This window comes from Burkholderia dolosa, from assembly GCF_902499135.1.
GTDB classification, from domain to species: Bacteria; Pseudomonadota; Gammaproteobacteria; order Burkholderiales; family Burkholderiaceae; genus Burkholderia; species Burkholderia dolosa.
The window spans coordinates 95,762-118,591 of the sequence record NZ_CABVPR010000007.1 but is presented as its reverse complement, the minus strand read 5'-3'; the positions used below and the strand labels follow the sequence as shown (position 1 = coordinate 118,591).

At 67.5% G+C, this 22,830-nt stretch carries 12 protein-coding genes, 1 pseudogene and 2 riboswitches; of the genes and pseudogenes, 9 read left to right on the top strand and 4 right to left on the bottom strand.

What is annotated here, in order from left to right:
• Positions 1–6 precede the first annotated feature (6 nt).
• A complete protein-coding gene (locus tag BUB20358_RS05635) occupies positions 7–6,156 on the top strand; it encodes a YDG domain-containing protein (RefSeq protein ID WP_006767148.1) in 6,150 nt (2,049 codons plus the stop codon).
• Between the two features lie 162 nt (positions 6,157–6,318).
• Here the strand turns inward: BUB20358_RS05635 and BUB20358_RS05630 are convergent, their stop codons facing one another.
• Positions 6,319–6,816 carry a P-loop NTPase family protein gene (locus tag BUB20358_RS05630; RefSeq protein ID WP_045552349.1) on the bottom strand — a complete coding sequence of 166 codons (498 nt, stop codon included), beginning with the start codon at positions 6,814–6,816 and terminating at the stop codon, positions 6,319–6,321.
• A gap of 161 nt (positions 6,817–6,977) precedes the next feature.
• Positions 6,978–8,003, bottom strand: a complete 1,026-nt coding sequence (locus BUB20358_RS05625; protein ID WP_035976111.1) for an ABC transporter substrate-binding protein — start codon at positions 8,001–8,003, stop codon at positions 6,978–6,980.
• A 135-nt stretch (positions 8,004–8,138) separates the two neighbouring features.
• A riboswitch (guanidine-I (ykkC/yxkD leader) is annotated at positions 8,139–8,262 on the bottom strand.
• Between the two features lie 456 nt (positions 8,263–8,718).
• Positions 8,719–8,852: riboswitch (guanidine-I (ykkC/yxkD leader) on the top strand.
• Positions 8,853–8,910: 58 nt separating this feature from the next.
• Here BUB20358_RS05625 and BUB20358_RS05620 point away from each other — a divergent pair.
• From BUB20358_RS05620 to BUB20358_RS05585, 8 genes and pseudogenes are all read left to right on the top strand, one after another.
• Complete coding sequence (locus BUB20358_RS05620) at positions 8,911–9,666, top strand: urea amidolyase associated protein UAAP1 (protein ID WP_035975563.1); 756 nt, start codon at positions 8,911–8,913, stop codon at positions 9,664–9,666.
• Positions 9,667–9,677: 11 nt separating this feature from the next.
• A pseudogene (locus BUB20358_RS05615) lies at positions 9,678–10,328 on the top strand (urea amidolyase associated protein UAAP2); the annotation flags it as partial.
• Positions 10,329–10,411: 83 nt separating this feature from the next.
• Positions 10,412–14,005 carry an urea carboxylase gene (uca, locus tag BUB20358_RS05610; RefSeq protein WP_035975565.1) on the top strand — a complete coding sequence of 1,198 codons (3,594 nt, stop codon included), beginning with the start codon at positions 10,412–10,414 and terminating at the stop codon, positions 14,003–14,005.
• Positions 14,002–15,870, top strand: coding sequence for an allophanate hydrolase (gene atzF, locus BUB20358_RS05605; RefSeq protein ID WP_035975567.1), 1,869 nt, complete (start codon positions 14,002–14,004; stop codon positions 15,868–15,870). Before uca ends, atzF begins: the two co-directional genes overlap by 4 nt.
• 49 nt (positions 15,871–15,919) lie before the next feature.
• Complete coding sequence (locus BUB20358_RS05600) at positions 15,920–16,894, top strand: ABC transporter permease (RefSeq protein ID WP_006767153.1); 975 nt, start codon at positions 15,920–15,922, stop codon at positions 16,892–16,894.
• 45 nt (positions 16,895–16,939) lie between these two features.
• Complete coding sequence (locus BUB20358_RS05595; protein ID WP_035975569.1) at positions 16,940–17,854, top strand: ABC transporter ATP-binding protein; 915 nt, start codon at positions 16,940–16,942, stop codon at positions 17,852–17,854.
• A 446-nt stretch (positions 17,855–18,300) separates the two neighbouring features.
• Positions 18,301–19,599, top strand: a complete 1,299-nt coding sequence (locus BUB20358_RS05590) for an MFS transporter (RefSeq protein ID WP_006767155.1) — start codon at positions 18,301–18,303, stop codon at positions 19,597–19,599.
• A gap of 55 nt (positions 19,600–19,654) precedes the next feature.
• Positions 19,655–20,437, top strand: coding sequence for a substrate-binding domain-containing protein (locus BUB20358_RS05585; RefSeq protein ID WP_035976115.1), 783 nt, complete (start codon positions 19,655–19,657; stop codon positions 20,435–20,437).
• A 40-nt stretch (positions 20,438–20,477) separates the two neighbouring features.
• Here BUB20358_RS05585 and dctA read toward each other — a convergent pair whose 3' ends face one another.
• Both dctA and BUB20358_RS05575 read right to left on the bottom strand, forming a co-directional pair.
• Positions 20,478–21,839: a C4-dicarboxylate transporter DctA gene (gene dctA / locus BUB20358_RS05580; RefSeq protein ID WP_045552383.1), complete on the bottom strand. Its 1,362-nt coding sequence runs from the start codon at positions 21,837–21,839 to the stop codon at positions 20,478–20,480.
• A 34-nt stretch (positions 21,840–21,873) separates the two neighbouring features.
• Complete coding sequence (locus BUB20358_RS05575) at positions 21,874–22,794, bottom strand: LysR family transcriptional regulator (protein ID WP_006767158.1); 921 nt, start codon at positions 22,792–22,794, stop codon at positions 21,874–21,876.
• Between the last annotated feature and the right edge of the window lie 36 nt (positions 22,795–22,830).

Sequence of the window (22,830 nt, the reverse complement as noted above, 5' to 3'; positions counted from 1 at the left end):
CGACAAATGAAGAAAGCATCAATGAATCACGTCTATCGGCTGGTATGGAACGCCACGATCGGTGCATTCGTCGCCGTAGCCGAGAACACGAACGCGCGCGGCAAACGCAGCGCGCGTAGCGCGGCCCTGCTCGCCGCCCTCGGTGTCGTTGCCGTGGCAGACGCAGCGTACGCGGCGCCGCCGCTTCCGACCGGCGGTCAAATCGTGGCGGGCCAGGGCTCGATCACGCAAAACGGTTCGTCGATGACCATCATCCAGAATTCCGGGAAGATGGTCACGAACTGGAACGGCTTTGACATCGGCCAGGGCAATTCCGTCACGTTCGCGCAACCGAACAGCGCGGCCGTTTCGCTGAACCGGGTCGTCGGCGGCAACGGTGCGAGCCAGATTCTCGGCAACATGAATGCGAACGGTCAGGTATGGCTGATCAACCCCGGCGGCGTGGTGATCGGCAAGGGCGCGACGATCAACGTCGCCGGCCTCGTCGCTTCGAGCGCGAACATCAGCGACAGCGACTTCCTCGCGGGCAAAACGAAGTTCACCGGCGCAACGGGGAACATCGTCAACCAAGGCAGGATCAATAGCCAGGGCGTGGTCGCGCTGATCGGTCAGCACGTCACGAACCAAGGCACCATCGGCGCGCAGGGCGTCGCGCTCGCGGCGGGGCAGGACGTCAATCTGGACTTCAACGGCGACGGTCTGGTCAGCGTTCAAATCACGAAGGGCGCGCTCGACGCACTGGTGAGCAACGAAGGCCGGATTTCGGCTGACGGCTCGGCCGTGGTGCTGACCGCGCGGGCGGCCGACGCGGCGATCAGCAGCGTGGTCAACAACACGGGCGTGATCGAAGCGCGTTCGCTGCAATCGAAGAACGGCCGTATCGTTTTGGACAACGACGCAGCGAACGGCAATACGACCGTGGCCGGAACGCTGAACGTGTCGTCTGCCGACGGCGTGGGCGGCAACGTCGTGATCGAAGGCAAGACCATCGCGATCGACAATGCGGCCGTCAACGCAGACGGCGCATTGGGCGGCGGGACGATCAAGATCGGCGGCGGTCTTCGTGGCGAAGACGCAACCGTGAACAATGCGACCGCGGTCGCGACGGGCAAGAACGTCGTTCTGTCGGCGGATGCGACGCAAAAGGGCAACGGCGGTACGGTCGCGGTCTGGTCGGACGGCACCAATGCGTTTGCGGGCGAGATCTTCATCCGCGGCGGCAAGAACGGCGGCGACGGCGGTTTCGCCGAAGTGTCGGGCAAGACGGGTTTGAGCTATACGGGCGTGACGCACGGTCTGTCCACGCTCGGCGCCGCCGGTACGCTGCTGCTCGACCCGGACACGATCCAGATCTGGGGCGGCGAAGCGCCGGCAAGCGCGAGCACCAATCCTTCCGACTGGAGCAAGACGAACACCACCGGCGTCCTGAACATCTACGAGAGCACGCTGGAAGCGCAGGAAGCGAACGTCAGCCTCTACGCGAATACGTTGATTCACTTCAACGATCTGACGAAGGATGCGAACGGCAATACGCTGACGCAAGTCGTGCACGGAGCCACGGGCACGGCTGCGGGCTACACGACCGGCGACGGCAAGATCAAGCTTCAGGACGGCGTGAGCTTCAAGGCCGTCACGGGCGCGAACAACAGCTTCATCACGTTCGACAACAAGAACAATACGCTCGAAGTGTCCGGGGCCGGCTCCATTTACATGGAAGCCGGTCAGTACCTCGGAAGCGGCAATCCCACCGGTCATATCGGCAACAATACGGGCAACAATCCCGACACCAATCAGGGCGTTTTCAACCTCGTGGCGTTGGGCGGGCTCGATGCCAACGGCAAGTCCACCTCCACGAGCGCTTATGGCAGCACCAACTGGGCGGGCGTGAATGGTGCGACGCCGGGCGCCGGTACGATCACGCTTCTGGGCGCAGACGGTCTCGCCATTTCCGGCGATCTGACCACGTATTGCGGCTACATCTATATCCATGCCGATTCGGATCACGCGGGCGGCGGCAATCTGGTGGTCAGCAGCAAGATCAAGACCAACGGCGGCGATTTCAACTACGCGTGGGGCTGGAACGCGGGCCAGACCGCGACGTTCACCTTCGGCAGCGCGGTCGATCTGGTCTGTACCGACGGCAGCTGCTCGCGTCAGGCAGGCACGTTCCGCGCCGTTCCGGATGCAGGCGGCCCCGGCGGAACGAAAGCCGCGAACAAGACGATTCTCGGCGGCAATCTCAACGTAGGCGGCAACGTCAATACGTCGGGCTGGGAGATTCACGGCGGCGCGACGATCAAGACGGACAAGGACAGCACCGTCACGCTCGATTCGGGCACGACGCTCGATCCGTCCGTCCTGGACAAGACCGGCGCGAGAACGTCGACCACGGGTCTCGTCGGTCTCGAAGGCGGCGCGATCGCAATCAGCCACACGGGCGTGACGGGCCTGTCGACGACCGGCCTGCAGCTGCAGGCGGCCGACAAGGGCGCGAACATCTTCGTCAGCAACGACGAAGGGGTGGTCCTCGGTAACGGCACGGTCAACCGCGACGGTTCGGTGACGGGCAACACCACTTCCAGCACGTTCCTGAGCGCAAGCGACCTCGCTTATCTGCAACAGCAGGGCACGCCGTCGCTCGCGATCGGCAGCAGCGATCATCTCGGTACGATCGAAGTCGGTCACAAGGACGGTACGTCGTCGCCGTTCACGTTCAACGCGACCGGCCAGGTCGGCCTGATCGGCGGCACGGCGGTCGTGAACGGTGCGGTCACGAACAACACCGGCTCGGTGCTCATCCAGGCGGCGGATTCCGTCGACCACAACACGGCCAACGCCGGCAGCGATGCAAACGCAGACCAGACGGCGACGAGCACGGGCCGGGGCAACGTCGTGATCACGAAGAACGGCACGATCACGGCCGGCACGAACGCGATCCTCGCAGCAGCAACGGCGGACCACAAGCCCACCGACGTGCAGGAGTCGCAGGGCGGCAACTTCGTGAACGACCGCGGCTCGGATGCGATGACGGTCGGATCGGGCGGCCGCTGGCTCGTCTACTCGACGACGCCGGACAAGGACGTCGGCCGCGATCTGGACGTCGACTTCAAGGTTTACGAAGCGACGTACAAGGAATCGGACGGCACGTACAAGAACGTCAACGGCAAGTGGGTCGGCACCGACGTTGCATCGCTCGACGACCGCGGTCAACCGGACCTGAACGGGGTCGTCACCGATCCGGTCGGCAACCGAGCGGACCTCGTGCAAATCCTGAACGGCGACCAGGCGGGCAAGAACGGCTACCTGTACTCGCGTTCGGCGGTCCTGACCGGCAAGCTGGTCGGCAGCGTGACGAAGACGTATGACGGCACGACGGCCACGCAAACGGGCACGACCGTCGTCACGGATGCAAACGGTACGCAGACGGGCAACACGGTCACGCTCGGCAACGTCGCGGTCTCGGGCCTGGTCGGCATCGACGGCGACAAGGTTCCGCTCACGATCCTGAACGACGCGAACCTCGCGAACGCTCAATTCAGCGACAAGAACGCGGGGACGGGCAAGACCGTGACGCTGTCGGGCGTGAAGCTCGGCGTCGCGCAGAACCAGGGCAGCACGAACCCGGACGGCTCGAAGATCGTGCAGGTCTATGGCTATCGTCTCGCGGAAGACACGCTTTCGGGCGACATCGGCACGATCACGCCGAAGACCCTGACGAGCGCGACGACCGTGGACGGCAAGGTCTACGACGGCAACACGGCAACCACGGCTCACACGACCGTTACCGGCGTGATCGCCGGCGACAACGTGAGCGCGGCGGCAAGCGGCCAGTTTGCCGACAAGAACGCGGGTGTCGGCAAGGACGTGACGGTCACGACGTCGCTGACGGGCAGCGACGCGGGCAACTATGTGCTGTCGTCGGGGTCGCAGAACGACACGCTGCACCTGACCGCCGATATCACGAAGCGCGCGATCACCGGCACGGCTGCTGCTCAAGACAAGGTTTACGACGGCACGACCCATGCGGACCTGACGAACGTCGCGCTCGACACGGCCGGCATCGTCGCGGGCGACAACGTGTCGATCTCGGGCAATACCGGGTCGTTCTCGGACAAGAACGTCGGGACGGGCAAGTCCGTCGTCGGTTCGGGGCTGTCGCTGGCCGGCGCGGACGCGCAGAACTACGATCTGACGACGACGGTCACCGGCGCTTCGATCACGCCGAAGACCATCACCGCAAGCGCGACGGCCGACAACAAGGTCTACGATGCGACGACCGCGGCCACGATCGGTGCAATCACGCTGAACGGCACCATCAACGGCGACAACGTCGGTTCGACTGCGACGGGCGCGACGTTCGAAGACAAGAACGCGGGCATCGGCAAGGTTGTCCACGCAACGGGCCTCGGTCTGACGGGCGCCGATGCCGGCAACTACGTTCTCGCGAACGACGAGGTCGCGCACGCCAATATCGACCGAAAGACCATCACGGCCACCGCGAACGCAAAGGACAAGACCTATGACGGCAACGTGACGGCCGACCTGAGCAACGTGAAGCTGGTCGGCGTCCTCGGCAACGACGTCGTCGCCGCAGACGGCACGACCGGCAAGTTCGACACGAAGAACGTCGGGAAGTCGAAGTCGGTCAACGGCGAAGGTCTGTCGCTCGTCGGCGACGACTCGGGCAACTACGTGCTGGACACGAAGCGCGCGGTCGCTACGGCGGACATCACGCCGAAGTCGATCACGGTGACGGCGACCGCATCCGACAAGGTCTACGACGGCAATACGGTCGCGGAACTGAAGAATGCGCACGCGAACGGCGTGGTGGCAGGCGACGATCTGCGCGTGGACGGCACAGTCGGCACGTTCGCGGACAAGAACGCAGGCAACGGCAAGTCGGTGAACGGCAGCGGCTTGACGCTCGCGGGCGAGGACGCGCAGAACTACGTCTTCGACAACCGCGCGGAAGTCGGCAAGGCGGCGATCACGCCGAAGACGATCGAAGCGTCCGCGAAGGCCGATAACAAGGTGTACGACGGCAACACCAGCGCTCACCTGTCCGACGTGAAGCTCTCCGGTCTGGTCGACGGCGACGACATCCGTGTGGAAGGCTCGAACGGCGACTTCGACAACCGCAACGCAGGCAAGAACAAGTCGGTGAACGGCTCCGGTCTGGTCCTGACGGGCAACGACGCGAACAACTATTCGCTCGACACGTCGAAGGAAGTCGCGAAGGCCGACATCGGTCAGAAGGTCGTCACGGCGAGCGGTTCCGCGAAGGACAAGTCGTACGATGGCAATCCGGTCGCAGCAGTGAGCGATCTGGTGCTGCATGGCGTGATTGCGGGCGACCAGGTTGCGGTCGTCGGCAATACCGGCAGGTTCGACAACGGCAACGTCGGCACGAAGAAGCCGGTGAACGGCGAAGGCCTGTCGTTGGCCGGCGCGGATGCGGGCAACTACATCCTCGACACGTCGGCCGTCGTCGCCCAGGCGGACGTTCGCCCGGGCTACGACCCGGCTGCGGTCGTCGCCGACGCGACGGGCGTGAACGGTACCGCGCAGGCGACGAAGAACGCGGGCAAGGTCGTCAGCGACCAGGCAATCGCGAAGACGGACGCGCCGGCGCTCATCGTCGGTCTGCCGGCGAACTCCGCTCAACGTGGCGACGCAGTCGATATCGCCGACGGCGCGCTGTCGACTTCGGTGCTGCGTATGGACGGCAAGGCGAGCCTCGCGCTGAACGACGCACACGAAGAACGCGAGCAACGCAATACGCTCGTCGTGTTCCGCTCCGATCGTCCGGAAGCGCTGGACAACCGCGGCACGTACCACGTGGTCGATCGCGGCAACGCCATTGAACTGGAAGGTACGCCGAGCCTGATCAACAAGACGCCGGACCTGAAGGGCAACGGCAGCGACTGGAAGAACGGCACGGTCGTTCGTGCGGACGGCGCGGTGACGGAATACCGCGTTCGGATGCTCAACGACGGTACGCTGGTCGTCATCGTTCCGAACGGCGTCAACGACAGCGACGAAATCGCGGCGAGCTACGGTCTGGCCGTCGCGAAGAAGCAGCTCGGTATCGGTGTCAAGGCAGTGAAGGCCGTCGTGATCGAAGCACGCAGCGGTAACGGCGCGAACAACGCCTGATGCCGTCACCGCCGAACCCCGGCGGCTCTGGAAGCCCGGCGAAGTCGCCGGGCTTTTTTGTTTGATTTTTACTCGAGCGACGTCGGCGTCTGGCGCAGGCCGCGTTGGCACTACCGGCTCGATACACGCGCGTTCTGTGCAGGGCGGAACCGCGACGGCCGGCTATGTTGCCCAACGATCCAGGAAGGCCGATATAGCGCCGCGCGATCGCAGAACCTGCTTGTCTGCCCCATAGTCGTCAAACAGTTTCTGGTGGCCAATGTATGAACTCGATCCCTGACGGCTTCGATATGTCGCAGCCCAATCGAGCAACGCGGCGAATGAAGCCGCGTCTCCTCCGCGACGTATACCGCGCCGGCGAATGTTCTCGATGCATTCCCCTTCGTCGAGACACAGCCAGATCAGGGCAGTGGAGTCGGTACGGATCTCATCGACAAGCGAGCCGTAGATTCCTTCGATCACCCAGCGCTCGGCTTTCGCGGCATCCCGCAGCAGCCGTACGGCCTCGTTGCGCTCGCGGGCAACGTTGTACCCGCCCGGAAGCCAATGAATCGAATCCAGATCGATACAGGTCGATCCCATGCGGCCTGCAATTCGTTCGGCAAGCCAGCTTTTTCCCGAACCGGAATTTCCCACTATCAGCGTTCTAAGCAGATTCATATGGACGCCCGTTTCGTGGGAGCGCAGTGGCCGCTCCCGGTGTATGTGCGCGAGTCTCGCCACTGCCCCAGTGCCGACAGTACCCGATCGCCGGCGCGCCGCCGCGGACTGCGCAGCGAAGCGCGCGCCGACCGACGAGCCGCCTGTCGCGCGCGCCGCCGTCAGTGCGATTCGACGAGACGCGGATCGATATACGCGTCGATGTCCTGCGACTGCTTGTAGACCGCGTTGCGCACGTTAAACGCATTTGCGTTGCGGGTCGACCCGTAGATCGAATCGAGGCCGTCGCCCTTGCGGAACGCCTGCTTCGCGGCCGCGGCATCGAGCAGGTGCGTGCCCTTCAGCAGCGGCAGGTATTGCGCCGGCGTGAGCCCCACGCGCGCGGACATGATCTTCACTGCATCGGCCTGCGTCTTCGGATCGTTGATGTACGCGACGCAGCGATACCAGACCTTGACGACCTTCGCCCAGTCGGCGCGGCGCGCGGCGAGGCTGGCCGGCGTGACCGTGATCGCATCGTAGATCAGCCCCGGCGCATCCGCCGACGTGAAGATCGCACGCGCGCCCGGCGCGCGTTTCAGCGCCTCGCCGGCGTTCGGCTGCCACGCGGCGATCGCCGCGATGTCGGGCGATGCGCCGAGCACCTGCGGCAGTTCATTGGTCTTCGCGTTGACGAGCGTGACGTCGCCGTTCTTCAGCCCGTGCTTTTGCAGCGCGGTTTCGAGCAGCAGGTGATCGACGAGCCCGAGCTCGACGCCGACCTTCCTGCCTTTCAGCCCTTCGACGGTTCGCAGCGGCGGCTTCGCGACGATCATGTCGTTGCCGGCCGAATAGTCGGTGAGCAGGATCATCACGTTCTTCGCGCCGGACGCGCCGGTGACGAGCGCATCGCCGTTGGTGGCCGCGACCGCGTCGAGCTTGCCCGCGGAGAACGCGTCGAGCGACGCCGAGTAATCGAACCATTCGAAATCGACGTCGACGCCGGCCTCCTTGAACCACCCCTTGTCGATCGCGACCTGGAACGCGACCCAGCCGGGCCAGTCGCTGTAACCGATTTTCAGCGGCGGGGCCGCGTGCGCGGGCGCGACGAACAGCGACGCCGCGGCGGCGACGGCGGCCAGCGCATGGCGGAGGGAACGGCGAGGGGAGGACATCAGGCGGCGGAACGGCGAGTCGAGGCGGGTCATCGTTTTCTCCAGGAGACCGGGATCGGGATCGTCGGCACGGTCGCGCATGTGCGCGATCCGGCCGCGTGACCGGTTCCTGCGGATGCGGGATGAACGACCGGCCACGGAGAGGCGCGACGGCCGCCGCCATCGCCAATCTCCCGGGCTTTTGTCCCGCCGTGTAGCGCCATGCACGTACGGTCCGACGACCGTACGTGCATGGCACCGGGCTGCTCTCGGACCAGACGTTCGACGAACCGGAACCCTAGCATCCCTAAGATGCGACGCCGCCGCACCTCTCGGCATCGGAGCGAGCGAGAAGCGTGCCAGCGGTGCGAGCGGACCGCCGACGCGTGTGGGAGAACGCGCGCTTCAGCGACGCCGCGCCGCGCGCTGCAGTTCGATGAAGCGCGCGGAAAACAGCGCAGCCAGTGCGCGCCGAAGCAGGTCGAGTTTGTTCATGAGCGGGCAGCCGGCAGCGTGGAGGTGGCCGTATTCAGCAATGGCCGTGCCATTGCGATGCGACGCGGCGTGCCGCGCATCGCTGCCCTGCGCTGGTGCCGCGCCGCGTGCACGTGGTGCGCATGCTGCCCAACCGGAGGGCAGCGCGCGGCCGCGCGTCGCGCGATGCGCGATTGCGCCGGCCACGCCGGGCGGGGCGCGGCGCGTCGGCCGATGCTTCTGGCACGCAACTCGCTTATTCACCGGCCGAGAGGTGCGAAGCAATTTGCATCATCTTCAGGATCGCTAGGGTTCCGGTCGCACGGCGTCACACGCCGAGCGACGTCTGGTCCGAGAGCAATCCGGTCTTGCCGCCTGCCTTTGCGAGGCCCCGGCGAGGCTCCACGGAGGGACAAAAGCCCGGGAGGTCGCGATGTCGTTCGGTCGCCCTCTCGCGCCTTTTGTCCAACCGATCCGAGGAGTCGCCATGTCGCCGCGCCCCCCAGCCCCGCTTGCTCCGTTGCCGCACGTCGTGTGGGAAACGCTCATCCCCGCCGGAACCCACTGGTCCGGCATCCTGCGCCGCGGCCTCGCGCTGCGCGTCGTCGATCTCGACGGCGGCGCGAATCTGTCGGCCGTGTTTCACCGTCACGAAGATCCGCTCGAACGCTACAACATGGCCGACACGCTGAAGGCGCAGCACACCGCGCACCTGACGCGCGGCCACGCGCTATATACCGACATGGGCCGCGTGATCGCGTCGATCACCGGCGACACGCTCGGCTGGCACGACCCGCTCGGCGGCGTCGGCGACGCGCAATCGTTCGCGCGCAAGTACGGCCGATCGTCGTATCAAGCCGATCGCAACGCGATGATCCGCAACGGCCGCGACAGTCTCGTGCTCGAACTCGCGAAGTACGGGCTTTCGGCGCGCGACCTCGCCGCGAACGTCAACTTCTTCAGCAAGCTCGCGCCGCACGACGACGGCTCGTTCGAGTTCGTCGCCGGCCACTCGCCGGCCGGCAGCGCGTTCGACCTGCGCTTCGAAATGAACACGCTTGCCGCGTTCTCGACCGCGCCGCATCCGCTCGATCCGCAGCCTGCCTATGCGCCGAAGCCGGTGAAGCTGATCGCGTACCGCGCGTATCCGGCCGACGGCGCCGCGCCGGACGACGATCCGTGCCGCACCGCGTGCGCGGAGAACGCGCGCGGCTTCATCAACACCGACCGACTGTTCGCGTAAGGAGACCCGACATGCCGATCGTCGAAAGCCGCCTCGATCCGCGGCACGCGATTTACGACACCACGCTGAACGCCGGCGAACCGTGGCTGCACGACCTGAAACGCGGCCAGATCCTGCGCATTCTCGATCTCGAAGGCAACCAGGCCGTCGACACGCTGTTCTATCGCACCGATGCGCCCGACGAACGCTACAGCGCGCAGGACACGATCCGCGAGCAGCGCAACCTGTACCTGAGCGCCGGCAGCGTGCTGCTGTCGAGCCTTGGCAATCCGATGGTGACGATCGTCGCCGATACCTGCGGCCGCCACGACACGCTCGGCGGCGCATGCGCGGCCGAAAGCAACACGGTGCGCTACGCGCTCGACAAGCGTTACATGCACAACTGCCGCGACAGCTTCCTCAACGCGATCGCGCATTGCACGTGCGGCACCGGCGCGCGGCTGACCAAGCGCGACCTCGTCGGCAACGTCAATTTCTTCATGAACGTGCCGGTCACGGCGCTCGGCGGGCTGACGTTCGAGGACGGCATTTCGGCGCCCGGCAAGTATGTCGAGATGCGCGCGGAGATGGACGTCACGGTGCTGATCTCGAACTGCCCGCAGCTGAACAACCCGTGCAACGGCTATAACCCGACGCCGGTGCGGCTGACGATCTGGGACGCATCGAGCGACCGCGGCGCCGACGAGCGTGCGCTGCGCGGCGAGCACGCGGCCGCATCCGTCGCGGCGGTCCGGCGGGAGGCGACATGAGATTCGCGAAAGTCCTCGTCGCGAACCGCGGCGAAATCGCGTGCCGCATCATCCGTACGCTGAAGCGGCTCGGCATCGCGTCGGTCGCGATCTACTCGGAGGCCGATCGCGATGCGCGCCATGTGACGCTCGCCGACGAAGCGATCTGCGTCGGCGCCGCGCCGGCGGTCGACAGCTATCTGAACGTCGCCGCGATCCTCGCCGCCGCGCGCGCGTCGGGCGCGCAGGCCGTGCACCCCGGTTACGGGTTCCTGTCGGAGAACGCCGATTTCGCCGACGCGTGCGAGGCCGCCGGCGTGCGCTTCATCGGCCCGAGCGGCGCGCAGATGCGCGCGTTCGGCCTGAAGCACACCGCGCGCGAGCTGGCGCGCGCGCACGACGTCGCGCTGCTGCCCGGCACCGGGCTACTCGGCGACGTCGCGACGGCGCTCGCGCAGGCCGACGCGATCGGCTATCCGGTGATGCTCAAGAGCACGGCGGGCGGCGGCGGCATCGGCATGTCGCTGTGCCGCGACGCCGTGCAGCTCGAGGCGGCGTTCGAATCGGTCGTGCGGCTCGGCGCAGCGAACTTCGCGCATGCGGGCGTCTATCTGGAGAAGTTCGTCGAGCATGCACGGCACGTCGAGGTGCAGATCTTCGGCGACGGCCGCGGCGGCGTGATCGCGCTCGGCGAACGCGACTGCTCGGTGCAGCGGCGCAACCAGAAGGTGATCGAGGAAACGCCCGCACCGGATCTGACCGACGCCGAGCGCGCCGCGCTGCACGCGAGCGCGGTGCGGCTCGCGCGCGCGGTCGCCTACGCGTCGGCCGGCACCGTCGAGTTCGTGTTCGACGCGTGCACGCGCCGCTTCTATTTCCTCGAAGTGAACACGCGGCTGCAGGTCGAGCATTGCGTGACGGAAGCGGTGACCGGCATCGATCTCGTCGAATGGATGATCCTGCAGGCCGAAGGCGATCTGCCGCCGCTCGATACGCTCGCGGTCGAGCCGCGCGGCGCGAGCATCCAGGTGCGGCTCTATGCGGAAGACCCGCACAAGCAGTTCCGGCCGAGCGCGGGCGTGCTCACGCATGTCGCGTTTCCGGACACGGCGCGCGTCGATACGTGGATCGAGCCGGGCACCGAAGTCAGCGCGTATTACGATCCGCTGCTCGCGAAGCTGATCGTGCACGCCGACACGCGCCGCGATGCGCTCGCGGCATTGCGCGACGCGCTGGCCGCCACCGAGCTGTACGGGATCGAGACGAATCTCGATTACCTGCGCGCGATCGCCGGTTCCGACACGTTCGCGCGCGGCGCGCAAACGACCGCGTTCCTGTCGCGTTTCGCGTTTGCGCCGCATACGATCGACGTGCTCGACGGCGGCGTGCAGACGACCGTGCAGCAGACGCCGGGCCGCGTCGGCTACTGGGCGGTCGGCGTGCCGCCGTCCGGACCGATGGACGATCGCGCATTCGATCTCGCGAATGCGCTGCTCGGCAATCCGCGCGATGCGGCCGGCCTCGAATTCACGATGGTCGGCGCGACGCTGCGCTTCAATACCGACACGCTGTTCGTGCTCGGCGGCGCACCGTTCGCGGCGACGCTCGACGGCGAGCCCGCGCCGTTCTGGCAGGTGCTGCGCGCGTCGCGCGGTGCGGTGCTGAAGCTCGGCGGCGTGACGGGCGCCGGCGTGCGCGCATGCCTCGCGGTGAAGGGCGGGCTGCAGGTGCCCGACTATCTGGGCAGCAAGGCGACCTTCACGCTCGGCCAGTTCGGCGGCCACGCGGGCCGTGCGCTGCGCAAGGGCGACGTGCTGCACGTCCGGGCGGACGCAGCGCGCGGCGACGCCGGCAGCACGCTGCCCGAAGCCGAGCGGCCGGTGCTGACGCACGCATGGACGCTCGGCGTGCTCGACGGTCCGCACGGTGCGCCGGATTTCTTCACCGACGACGACATCGCGATGCTGTACGACACGCGCTGGACCGTCCATTACAACTCGAGCCGCACCGGCGTACGGCTGATCGGCCCGAAGCCGCAATGGGCGCGCGCGGACGGCGGCGAAGCGGGGCTGCATCCGTCGAACATCCACGACAACGCGTATGCGATCGGCGCGGTCGATTTCACCGGCGACATGCCGGTGATACTCGGGCCCGACGGGCCGAGCCTCGGCGGCTTCGTATGCCCGGTGACGGTGGTGCGCGACGAGCTGTGGAAGCTCGGGCAGCTGCGGCCGGGCGACACCGTGCAGTTCGCGCGCGTGGCCGCGACGGCCGCGCACGCGTCGCCGGCGCGCGCTTCGTCGTCGAGCGCGGCTGCGCCGGGCGACTGCGTGCTCTATCGCGATCCGGCGGCCGGCAACGGCATCGGCGTCGTGTACCGGCGCTCCGGCGATCGCAACGTGCTGATCGAATACGGCCCGCTCGTGCTCGACCTGAACCTGCGCTTTCGCGTGCACGCGCTGATGTGCTGGCTCGATGCGCACCGGCTGCCCGGCATGCTCGACCTCACGCCCGGCATTCGTTCGTTGCAGGTGCATTTCGATGCGCAGGTGCTGCCGCTCGATGCGCTGCTCGCGCACCTGCAGGCGGCCGAGCGCGAACTGCCGGACGTCGCCGACATGCGCGTGCCGAACCGGATCGTGCATCTGCCGCTGTCGTGGGACGACCCGTCGACGCGCATCGCGATCGAGCGCTATATGCAATCGGTGCGGCCCGACGCACCGTGGTGCCCGAGCAATATCGAGTTCATTCGCCGGATCAACGGCCTCGACCACGTCGACGACGTGAAGCGCATCGTGTTCGACGCGCGCTATCTGGTGCTGGGGCTCGGCGACGTCTATCTCGGCGCGCCGGTCGCGACGCCGATCGATCCGCGGCACCGGCTCGTGACGACCAAGTACAACCCGGCGCGCACGTGGACGCCCGAGAACGCGGTCGGCATCGGCGGTGCATATCTGTGCGTATACGGGATGGAAGGGCCCGGCGGCTATCAGTTCGTCGGCCGCACGGTGCAGATGTGGAACCGCCACCGGACGACGCGCGCATTCGAGCCCGGCAAGCCGTGGCTGCTGCGGTTTTTCGACGAGATCCGCTTCTACGAGGTCGACGACGCCGAGCTCGCGGCACTGCGCGCGGATTTCATCGCGGGCCGTGCGGCGCTGAAGATCGAGGAATCCGTGTTCGATCTCGGCGCGTACAACCGCTTCCTGCACGACGAGGCCGAATCGATCGCCGCGTTCAAGGCGATGCAGCAGGCCGCGTTCGATGCCGAGCGCGAGCGCTGGCGCGCCGCCGGCCACGCCGACTATGTCGGCGAAGCCGCGGCGGGCGAGGCCGGCGCCGGTGCGGCAGCCGGCGACACGCTCACCGGTGCGCAGCGCGGCATCGCCGCCGACGTGTCGGGCAGCGTATGGAAGGTGCTGGTCGAACCCGGCGCGCGCGTGACCGAAGGACAGGTGGTCGCGATTCTCGAATCGATGAAGATGGAGGTGTCCGTGGTCGCGATGGAAGACGGCGTGATCGAGACGGTCGATTGCGTGCCCGGCGCGGCGGTCGTCGCGGGCCAGCGGCTGATGGTGATGAAGGCCGGCGCGGCCGAGGAGGTCGCATGACGCCCGTCGATCGTCAACGGCTGCCCGGGCTGTGCTCGATCGCCGCGCTGCGCGCGCGGTACGAAGCGGGCAGCCTGACGCCGCACGCGCTCGTCGACGCGATTGCCGCGCACTTCGACGCGGGCGATCCGCATCATGCATGGATCCGGCCGCTGACGCGCGACGAGATGATGCGTTACGCGGATGCGCTGGCCGGACGCGACATCGCCGCGCTGCCGCTGTACGGCGTGCCGTTCGCGATCAAGGACAACATCGACCTCGCCGGCATTCCGACGACGGCCGCGTGTCCCGCGTATGCGTATGTGCCGTCGCGCAGCGCACCGGTCGTCGAGCGGCTGATCACGGCCGGCGCGATCCCGATCGGCAAGACCAATCTCGACCAGTTCGCGACCGGGCTGTCCGGACAGCGCTCGCCGTACGGCGCGTGCCGCAACGCGCTCGATCCGCGCTATGCGTCCGGCGGTTCGAGTTCGGGCTCGGCGGTGGCCGTCGCGCTCGGCGTCGCCGCGTTTTCGCTCGGCACCGATACGGCCGGGTCGGGCCGCGTGCCGGCCGCGTTTCACGGGCTCGTCGGGCTCAAGCCGACGAAGGGCGTGCTGAGCACGCTCGGCGTCGTGCCGGCGTGCCGGTCGCTCGACTGCGTGTCGGTGTTTGCGCATACGCCGGCCGACGCACGCACGGTGTTCGCCGTCGCGCACGGCGTGATCGACGGCGATCCGTACGCGCGCGCATGGCAGCCGCTGCTCGGCGCGGACGGCCGTCATGCGCGGCACGCCGCGCGGCTCGCCGACATGCGCTTCGGCATCCCGCGCGCCGATCAGCTCGAGTTCTTCGGCGACACGTCGTATCGGGCCGCGTGGCACGCGGCCGTCGAGCGCATGCGTGCGACCGGCGCGCGCATCGTCGACATCGATTTCAGCGCATTTCTCGCGACCGCGCGACTGCTGTACGAAGGGCCGTGGGTCGCCGAGCGGCGCGCGGCGCTCGGCGCGTTCTTCGCGCAGCGGCCCGACGCGCTGCATCCGGTGATTCGCGAGATCGTCGGCGGCGCCGCGCGCTACAGCGCGGCCGACGCGTTCGCCGCGTTCGACCGGCTCGCCGCGCTGCGCGTCGATGCCGCGCGCGCGTGGGACGGCATCGATGCGATCGCGATGCCGACGTCCGCGACGACCGCGACCGTCGACGCACTCGAAGCCGATCCGATCGGCATCAATGCACGCTTCGGCTACTACACGAATTTCGTCAACCTGCTCGATCTGTCCGCGGTCGCGGTGCCGGCCGGCCGCTGCGACACCGGTCCGCATGCGGGCTTGCCGTTCGGCATCACGTTCGTCGGCCGCGTGCACGACGATGCGATGCTGCTCGATCTGGCCGACGCGTGGGTCGATGCGCGTGCACACGACGACGATGGAGCGCGCGCCCGGCCGCTTGCGGTGTCGACGGGCGTCGTACGCGTGGCCGTCGTCGGCGCGCATCTGCGCGGCGAGCCGCTGAACGGGCAGCTGACGCAGCGCGGCGCGCGCTTCGTCGCCGCGACGACGACGGCACCTGCGTATCGGCTGTACGCGTTGAGCGCGGCCGTGTCGGGCGGCGTCGCGAAGCCGGGCCTCGTGCGCGTGAACGACGGCGGTGCGCCGATCGCGGTCGAGATCTGGGAGATGCCGGTCGCCGGATACGGAAGCTTCGTCGCCGGCATCGGCGCGCCGCTCGGCATCGGCACGCTGACGCTGGCCGACGGTACGCAGGTGCAGGGCTTTCTATGCGAGCCCGCCGCACTCGACGACGCAACGGACATCACGCACTTCGGCGGCTGGCGCGCGTACCGCGCAGACGGCACGAACGGTACGAACGGCACGTCGCAGTGAACGTCCGGCCGCCCGCGGCCGGCAAGCAATACCGATACGGAGATTCACCATGTCAGTGACACGCAATACGACCGACTGGCTCGCGGTGCGCCGCGAGCTGTCGACCCGCGGCAAGTGGACGCTCGGCGTCGCGTCGTTCCTGCTGCCGCTTGCCGTCTGGTGCGTGCTCAGCTACGTGCCGTTCGTCTGGCATCCGCAGGTGCGCATCACGAACCCCGGCAGCGTCGACTATTTCCAGCCGGGCATGCAGGTCGACCGCGACGTGTTCGACGAAGAGCGTGCGCATGCGCGGGCCGCGCATGCGGCCGTGCCCGAAGGCGAGCGCGCGAACCCCGTGTATCTGCCGGCGCCGCATCAGGTGCTGCGCGCGTTCTACACGGCGTTCACGACGCCGCCGGCCTCGCGCGACGGCGTATGGCTTCACGAAAGCCTGTGGCACAGCATCCAGATCATCTTCTGGGGGTTCACGATCTCGTCGGCGATCGGCGTGCCGATCGGCATCGTGTGCGGCACCTTCAGCGCGCTCGCGCGGCTGCAGGAGCCGTTCTTCGAGTTCTTCCGCTATCTGCCCGCGCCGGCGTTCGGCGCGCTGATGGTCGCGATCCTCGGCATCTACGACGCGCCGAAGATCGCGATCATCGTGATCGGAACGTTCTTCCAGCAGGTGCTGATCGTCGCGAACACGACGCGCAAGCTCGAATACGGGCTGTTCGAGGCTGCGCTGACGCTCGGCACGAAAAAGCCGGGGCTGATCGCGCACGTCGTCATTCCCGGCATCCTGCCCGACCTGTATCGCGACCAGCGGATCCTGCTCGGCTGGGCGTGGACCTACCTGATCGTCGCCGAGCTGGTCGGCACCAGTTCGGGCATCACGTGGTACATCAGCCAGCAGTCGCGTTACCAGCATTTCGACAACGTGTATGCCGCGATCCTGATGATCGGGATCATCGGCCTCGGGACCGACATCGTGCTCGCGCTGCTCGGGCGCCGGCTGTTTCCATGGGACCGCACGCTGAAGGCGTGACGGACGACGCCGATGACCTCCCGCCTCCTTCCGGAAGAGACGAACATGCACAATCCGCACAGCCTTCCCGACTATCTGCTGCAGTCCGACGCCGTTCGCGAACGCTTCGCGCGCCTGAAAGCGCGCGACGTGATCCTCGACGTGCGCCATCTCGGCAAACGCTTCCGGTCGCCGCAGGGCGAAGTGGTCGCGCTCGACGACATCAGCTTTCGCACGCACCGGCGCGAGTTCGTCTGCGTGATCGGGCCGTCCGGCTGCGGCAAGTCGACGCTGATCCGCATCCTCGCCGGCCTCGAATCGCAGACGAGCGGCGACGTGCTGCTCGACGGCAAGCCCGTGCAGGGTCCCGGCGCCGATCGCGGGATGGTGTTCCAGGGCTATACGCTGTTTCCGTGGCTGACGGTGAAGAAGAACGTGATGTTCGGGCTGAAGCGCAACGGCAGCAGCAGCGGCGAAGCGGAGCGCGACGCGCTGCAGTGGCTCGACCTCGTCGGGCTCGCGCGCTTCGCGGACGTGTATCCGCATCAGCTGTCGGGCGGGATGAAGCAGCGCGTCGCGATCGCGCGTGCGCTCGCGAACCGGCCGCGCATCCTGCTGATGGACGAGCCGTTCGGCGCGCTCGATGCGCAGACGCGCGCGAAGATGCAGGCGCATCTGCTCGACATCTGGCGCAACGTCGACGTGACGGTGCTGTTCATCACGCACGATCTCGACGAGGCGATCCTGCTCGCGGACCGGATTCTCGTGCTGAAGGCCAATCCGGGCGAAGTCCGCGAGTTGATCGAGGTGCCGGTGCCGCGTCCGCGCGATTATTCGCAGGTCACGACGCCGGAATTCGTCGCGACGAAGGCGCGGCTCGAAGCGCTGATTCATCCGCCGTCGACCGACGAAGCGGCGGACGAAGACGCGGTGCGCCCGCACATGATCCGGATGACGGACGTGACGGACAACGTCGAGTGACGCGGGCCGCGTCGGGGTGGCGCGCGGCGTGTGCGGCGCCGATGTCACGCCGTCGTCGTTCGCGGTCTTCGTGCGCGATCTCCGTGCGCCGCGCGTCGCCGGAAGCGGATCGTCGCGTTGCCGTGTCGCGCCCATCGTGGATATCGTTTCGGCCCGCGGCCTTCGCCCGGCCGATGCTCGAATGTGGATGTCCGATCGTTGCCGATCCCTTTTCCCGGCTGCGCCGACCGAATCGACGCGCGTCCGATCCGCGTCGGCATTGCGGCGGCGCCCACCCGACGTCCGCACGCCGCCGGCCGCGCACGTGAATTGATAACCGCAGAACATCAATTCTTCCAAAACTTGCACTTATCGTTTCGCCAGCGCAGCGCGAACATTGCGCCACGACAATCGACCGGCCCGCCTCGTCGCCCCGCCGCGTTTTTCCGGATTTCAGGAGACACCCGATGCATCCCCCCTCGTCCCGCCTTTCGACCGGACGCTCGAAGGCCGCTGCGGTCTTCCGCGTGACGGCCGGCAATTTCCTCGAGCAGTTCGACTTCTTCCTGTTCGGCTTCTATGCGACGCAGATCGCGAACGTGTTCTTCCCGGCGAAGAGCGAGTTCGCGTCGCTGATGATGACGTTCGCGGTCTTCGGTGCGGGCTTTCTGATGCGCCCGCTCGGCGCGATCGTGCTCGGCGCGTACATCGACGAAGTCGGCCGCCGCAAGGGCCTGATCGTCACGCTGTCGATCATGGCGAGCGGCACCGTGCTGATCGCGTTCGTGCCGGGCTATGCGACGATCGGCCTGCTCGCGCCCGTCCTCGTGCTGCTCGGCCGGCTGCTGCAGGGCTTCTCCGCCGGTGCGGAGCTCGGCGGCGTGTCGGTGTATCTCGCCGAAATGGCGACGCCGGGCCGCAAGGGCTTCTTCACGAGCTGGCAGTCCGCGAGCCAGCAGGTCGCGATCGTGGTCGCGGCGGCGCTCGGCTTCGCGCTCAATCAATGGCTGAGCGCATCGGACATCGCCGCGTGGGGATGGCGCGTGCCGTTCTTCGTCGGCTGCATGATCGTGCCGTTCATCTTCATGCTGCGCCGCAATCTCGAGGAAACGCAGGAGTTCAATGCGCGCCGTCATCGCCCGGGCATGAAGGAAGTGTTCGGCACGCTGGCGCAGAACTGGGGCGTCGTGCTCGCCGGCATGATGCTCGTCGCGATGACGACCACGAGCTTCTACCTGATCACCGTCTACGCGCCGACCTTCGGCAAGACGGTCCTGCATCTGAGCACGGCCGACAGCCTGCTCGTGACGCTGTGCGTCGGCGTGTCGAACTTCGTATGGCTGCCGATCGGCGGCGCGCTGTCCGACCGGATCGGCCGCCGGCCGCTGCTCGTCGCGATGACCGTGCTGACCGTCGCGACCGCGTATCCGGCGCTGTCGCTGCTCGCGCATGCGCCGAGCTTCGCGAACATGCTGCTCGTGCTGCTGTGGCTGTCGTTCATGTACGGCATCTACAACGGCGCGATGATCGTCGCGCTGACCGAAGTGATGCCGGTGCAGGTGCGCGTCGCGGGCTTCTCGCTCGCGTACAGCCTCGCGACGGCCGTATTCGGCGGCTTCACGCCCGCGATCTCGACGGCGGTCATCCACATGACCGGCGACAAGGCTGCGCCCGGCTACTGGATGAGCTTCGCCGCGGTGTGCGCGTTGCTCGCGACGTTCGCGCTGTATCGCCGCCGCGCGGCGACGCTGACGCCTGCGCATTGACGGACGCGCGGCGCCGCACGCTTTCGACCACCCACGACTTCGCACGACCACGATGATGAAAAACCTGCTTCTGAAACTGTGCGCGACGGCGCTCGTCGGCGTGTGCGCCGCAGCGGCAAACGTGCAGGCCGCCGAACTGCACGTGATGAGCTCCGGCGGCTTCACCGCGGCCTACAAGGTGCTCGGCCCGCGCTTCGCCGTGCAGACGGGCAATACGCTCGACACCGCGCTCGGTCCGTCGATGGGCAAGTCGCCCGAAGCGATTCCGAACCGGCTCGCGCGCGGCGAGCCGGCGGACGCGGTGATCATGGTCGGCTACGCGCTCGACGAACTGATCAGGCAAGGCAAGGTGATTCCCGGATCGCGCGTCGAGCTGGCCGATTCGCGCATCGGCATGGTCGTGCGCGAAGGCGCGGCGAAGCCCGACATCGGCACGGCCGAAGGGCTCAGGCAGACGCTGCTGCATGCGAAGTCGATCGCGTACTCCGACAGCGCGAGCGGCGTCTATATCGAACGCGAGCTGTTCAAGAAGCTCGGCATCGACGAGCAGGTGAAGCCGAAGGCGAAGATGATCCCGCGGATTCCGGTCGCATCGGTGGTCGCGAACGGCGACTACGAAATCGGCTTCCAGCAGGTGAGCGAACTGCTGCCCGTTCCGGGCGTCACGTTCGTCGGAAAGATTCCGGAATCGCTGCAGTCGGTCACGCGCTTCGCGGCCGGCATTCCGGTCGGCGCGCAGCATCCGGAGCAGGCGAAGGCGCTGCTCGACTATCTCGCGTCGCCCGGCGTGCAGGCCGACGTGAAAGCGACCGGGCTCGATTCCGTGTCGACGCGTTGAACGCAAACACGCGGGCCGGCCGAGCCGGCCCGTCGTCGCATTATCGGCGGACGTCCGTTGCGGCGTCGTCGCTGTCGCCGGTGTCGTCAGTGTCGTCAGTGTCGCCAGTGTCGCCAGTGTCGCCAGTGTCGCCCGCGCGGCCCGGCCCGCGCGCACCGAGCTTCTGCGCGACACGCGTGCGGTCGCACGCGCCTTCCCACGATGAAACGAAGATCACCGCGCACGCGTTGCTGATCACGCTCGTCAGCGCGCGCGCCTCCGACATGAACCGGTCGATGCCGACCAGCAGCGCGACGCCGGCCACCGGCAGGTCGGGCAGCACGGTCAGCGTCGCGACGAGCGCGACCAGCCCGCTGCCCGACACGCCGGCCGCGCCCTTCGACGTGACCAGCATGACCGCGAGCATCGTCGCGATCTGCGGCGCGGAAAGCGGCACGTCGCATGCCTGCGCGATGAACAGCGACGCGAGCGTCAGATAGATCGCGGTGCCGTCCAGGTTGAACGAATAGCCGGCCGGCAGCACGAGCCCGACGACGCCCTTGTCGCAGCCGAGCGACTCGAGCTTGACGATCAGGCGCGGCAGCACCGGCTCCGTGGACGACGTCGCGAGAACGATCAGCAGCTCCTCGCGGATGTAGCGCAGCAGCCGCCACAGCGAGAAGCCGTGCAGCCGCGCGAGCGGCGCGAGCACGAGCGCGACGAACAGCACGCACGCGACGTAGAACGACACCATCAGCATCGCGAGCGAGCCGACCGAGCGGATGCCGAAGCGGCCGACGGTGAACGCCATCGCGCCGAATGCGCCGAGCGGTGCGAGCCGCATGATCATCGCGAGAATCCGGAACAGCACGTCGGCGACGCCGTCGAGCAGCACAAGCACCGGCCGTCCGGCCTGCGGATACGCGTTCAGCGCGAACCCGAACAGCAGCGACAGCAGCAGCACCGGCAGCACCTCGCCTTTGGCGAACGCACCGAGCATCGTGTCCGGGATCACGCCGAGCGCGAACGCGACGAGCCCGTCCGCGTGCGCGTGCTTCGCGTAGTTTGCGACGATGCTCGCATCGAGATGACGCACGTCGACGTGCATGCCGGCGCCGGGCTGCAGCACGAACGCGGTGACGAGCCCGAACGCGAGCGCCGCGGCGGTCAGCAGATAGAAGAGCGCGAGCGCGCGGACGATCGTGCGGCCGATCGCGGGCCCGCTCGCCAGCGACGTGATGCCCGACACGATCGTGCAGAACACGATCGGCGCGATCATCATCCGCACCAGCGCGACGAACGCATCGCTGAGCGGCTTGAGCAGCGCGCCGGCCGCCGGCCAGAAGTGGCCGAGCGTCATGCCGAGCGCCATCGCGAGCAGCACCTGCACGTACAGCAGCTTCAGCGGTCTTGCCCACGTCACGATGCGGACTTCCTCGCGGTCTCTGCTGGCGCCGTCACGTCGCCGCACCGCCGGCGGCGCCGCCGCGCTTCGCCTCGACGATCATCCGGTGAAACGCATCGGCGGCCGGCGTCAGCGCCCGCCCGCGGCGCTTCACGATGCCGACGCGCCGCTTCACCACCGGTTCGACGAGCGGCACGCTGGTGAGGATAGGGTGGTCGTGTCCGGGCATCGCCATCGACGGCACCGCCGCGACGCCGAGCCCCGCTTCGATCAGCCCGAGCATCGTCGTCACGTGCCGCGTCTCGCACACGCTCGGCGCCGGCGGCGCGACGGCGGACAGCGCCTGGTCGAGCAGCAGCCGGTTGCCGGACGTCTTGTCGACCGACACGTACTCGTGCTCGTAAAGCTCGCTCCACGTCACGCGCTTCTTGCGCGCGAGCGGATGGTCGCGCCGGCACGCGGCGACGAACCGCTCCTGCAGCAGCATCTTGAACTCGATCTCGGCTTCCTGGCTGCCCATGAAGCTCACGCCGAAATCGGCCTCGCCGCTGATCACGGCGCCGAGCACCTCGTTCGCGCTCGCATCCAGCAGCTTGACGCGGATGCGCGGAAAGCGGCGGTGATAGTTCGCGATCACGTTCGGCAGAAAGTAGTAGGCGACCGAAGGCACGCACGCGATCGTCACGTGCCCGAGTCGGCTCGACGACACGTCGCGGATGCCGAGCAGTGCGGCGTCCAGATCGTCGAGCAGCTGCTCCGCGCTCGGCGCGAACACGCGGCCGACGGTGGTCAGCGTGACGCTGCGCGTCGTGCGCTCGAACAGACGCACGCCGAGCGCTTCTTCCAGCTTGTCGATCCGGCGGCTCAACGCGGGCTGCGAGATGCTGATCGCGTCGGCGGCCTTCCGGAAGCTGCCGAGCTCCACCACCGCGCGAAACGCCTGCAAGTCGGTCAGATCGAAGTTGATGCCCACGGACGGGTCTCCGCATTTCAGATGCCGCGTATTGTG

Excerpts from the sequence above, each read along its gene's own strand:
- BUB20358_RS05635 (WP_006767148.1), top strand. The coding sequence starts at position 7 with ATGAAGAAAGCATCAATGAATCACGTCTATCGGCTGGTATGGAACGCC.
- BUB20358_RS05630 (WP_045552349.1), bottom strand. The coding sequence starts at position 6,816 with ATGAATCTGCTTAGAACGCTGATAGTGGGAAATTCCGGTTCGGGAAAA.
- BUB20358_RS05625 (WP_035976111.1), bottom strand. The coding sequence starts at position 8,003 with ATGACCCGCCTCGACTCGCCGTTCCGCCGCCTGATGTCCTCCCCTCGC.
- BUB20358_RS05620 (WP_035975563.1), top strand. The coding sequence starts at position 8,911 with ATGTCGCCGCGCCCCCCAGCCCCGCTTGCTCCGTTGCCGCACGTCGTG.
- uca (WP_035975565.1), top strand. The coding sequence starts at position 10,412 with ATGAGATTCGCGAAAGTCCTCGTCGCGAACCGCGGCGAAATCGCGTGC.
- atzF (WP_035975567.1), top strand. The coding sequence starts at position 14,002 with ATGACGCCCGTCGATCGTCAACGGCTGCCCGGGCTGTGCTCGATCGCC.
- BUB20358_RS05600 (WP_006767153.1), top strand. The coding sequence starts at position 15,920 with ATGTCAGTGACACGCAATACGACCGACTGGCTCGCGGTGCGCCGCGAG.
- BUB20358_RS05595 (WP_035975569.1), top strand. The coding sequence starts at position 16,940 with ATGCACAATCCGCACAGCCTTCCCGACTATCTGCTGCAGTCCGACGCC.
- BUB20358_RS05590 (WP_006767155.1), top strand. The coding sequence starts at position 18,301 with ATGCATCCCCCCTCGTCCCGCCTTTCGACCGGACGCTCGAAGGCCGCT.
- BUB20358_RS05585 (WP_035976115.1), top strand. The coding sequence starts at position 19,655 with ATGAAAAACCTGCTTCTGAAACTGTGCGCGACGGCGCTCGTCGGCGTG.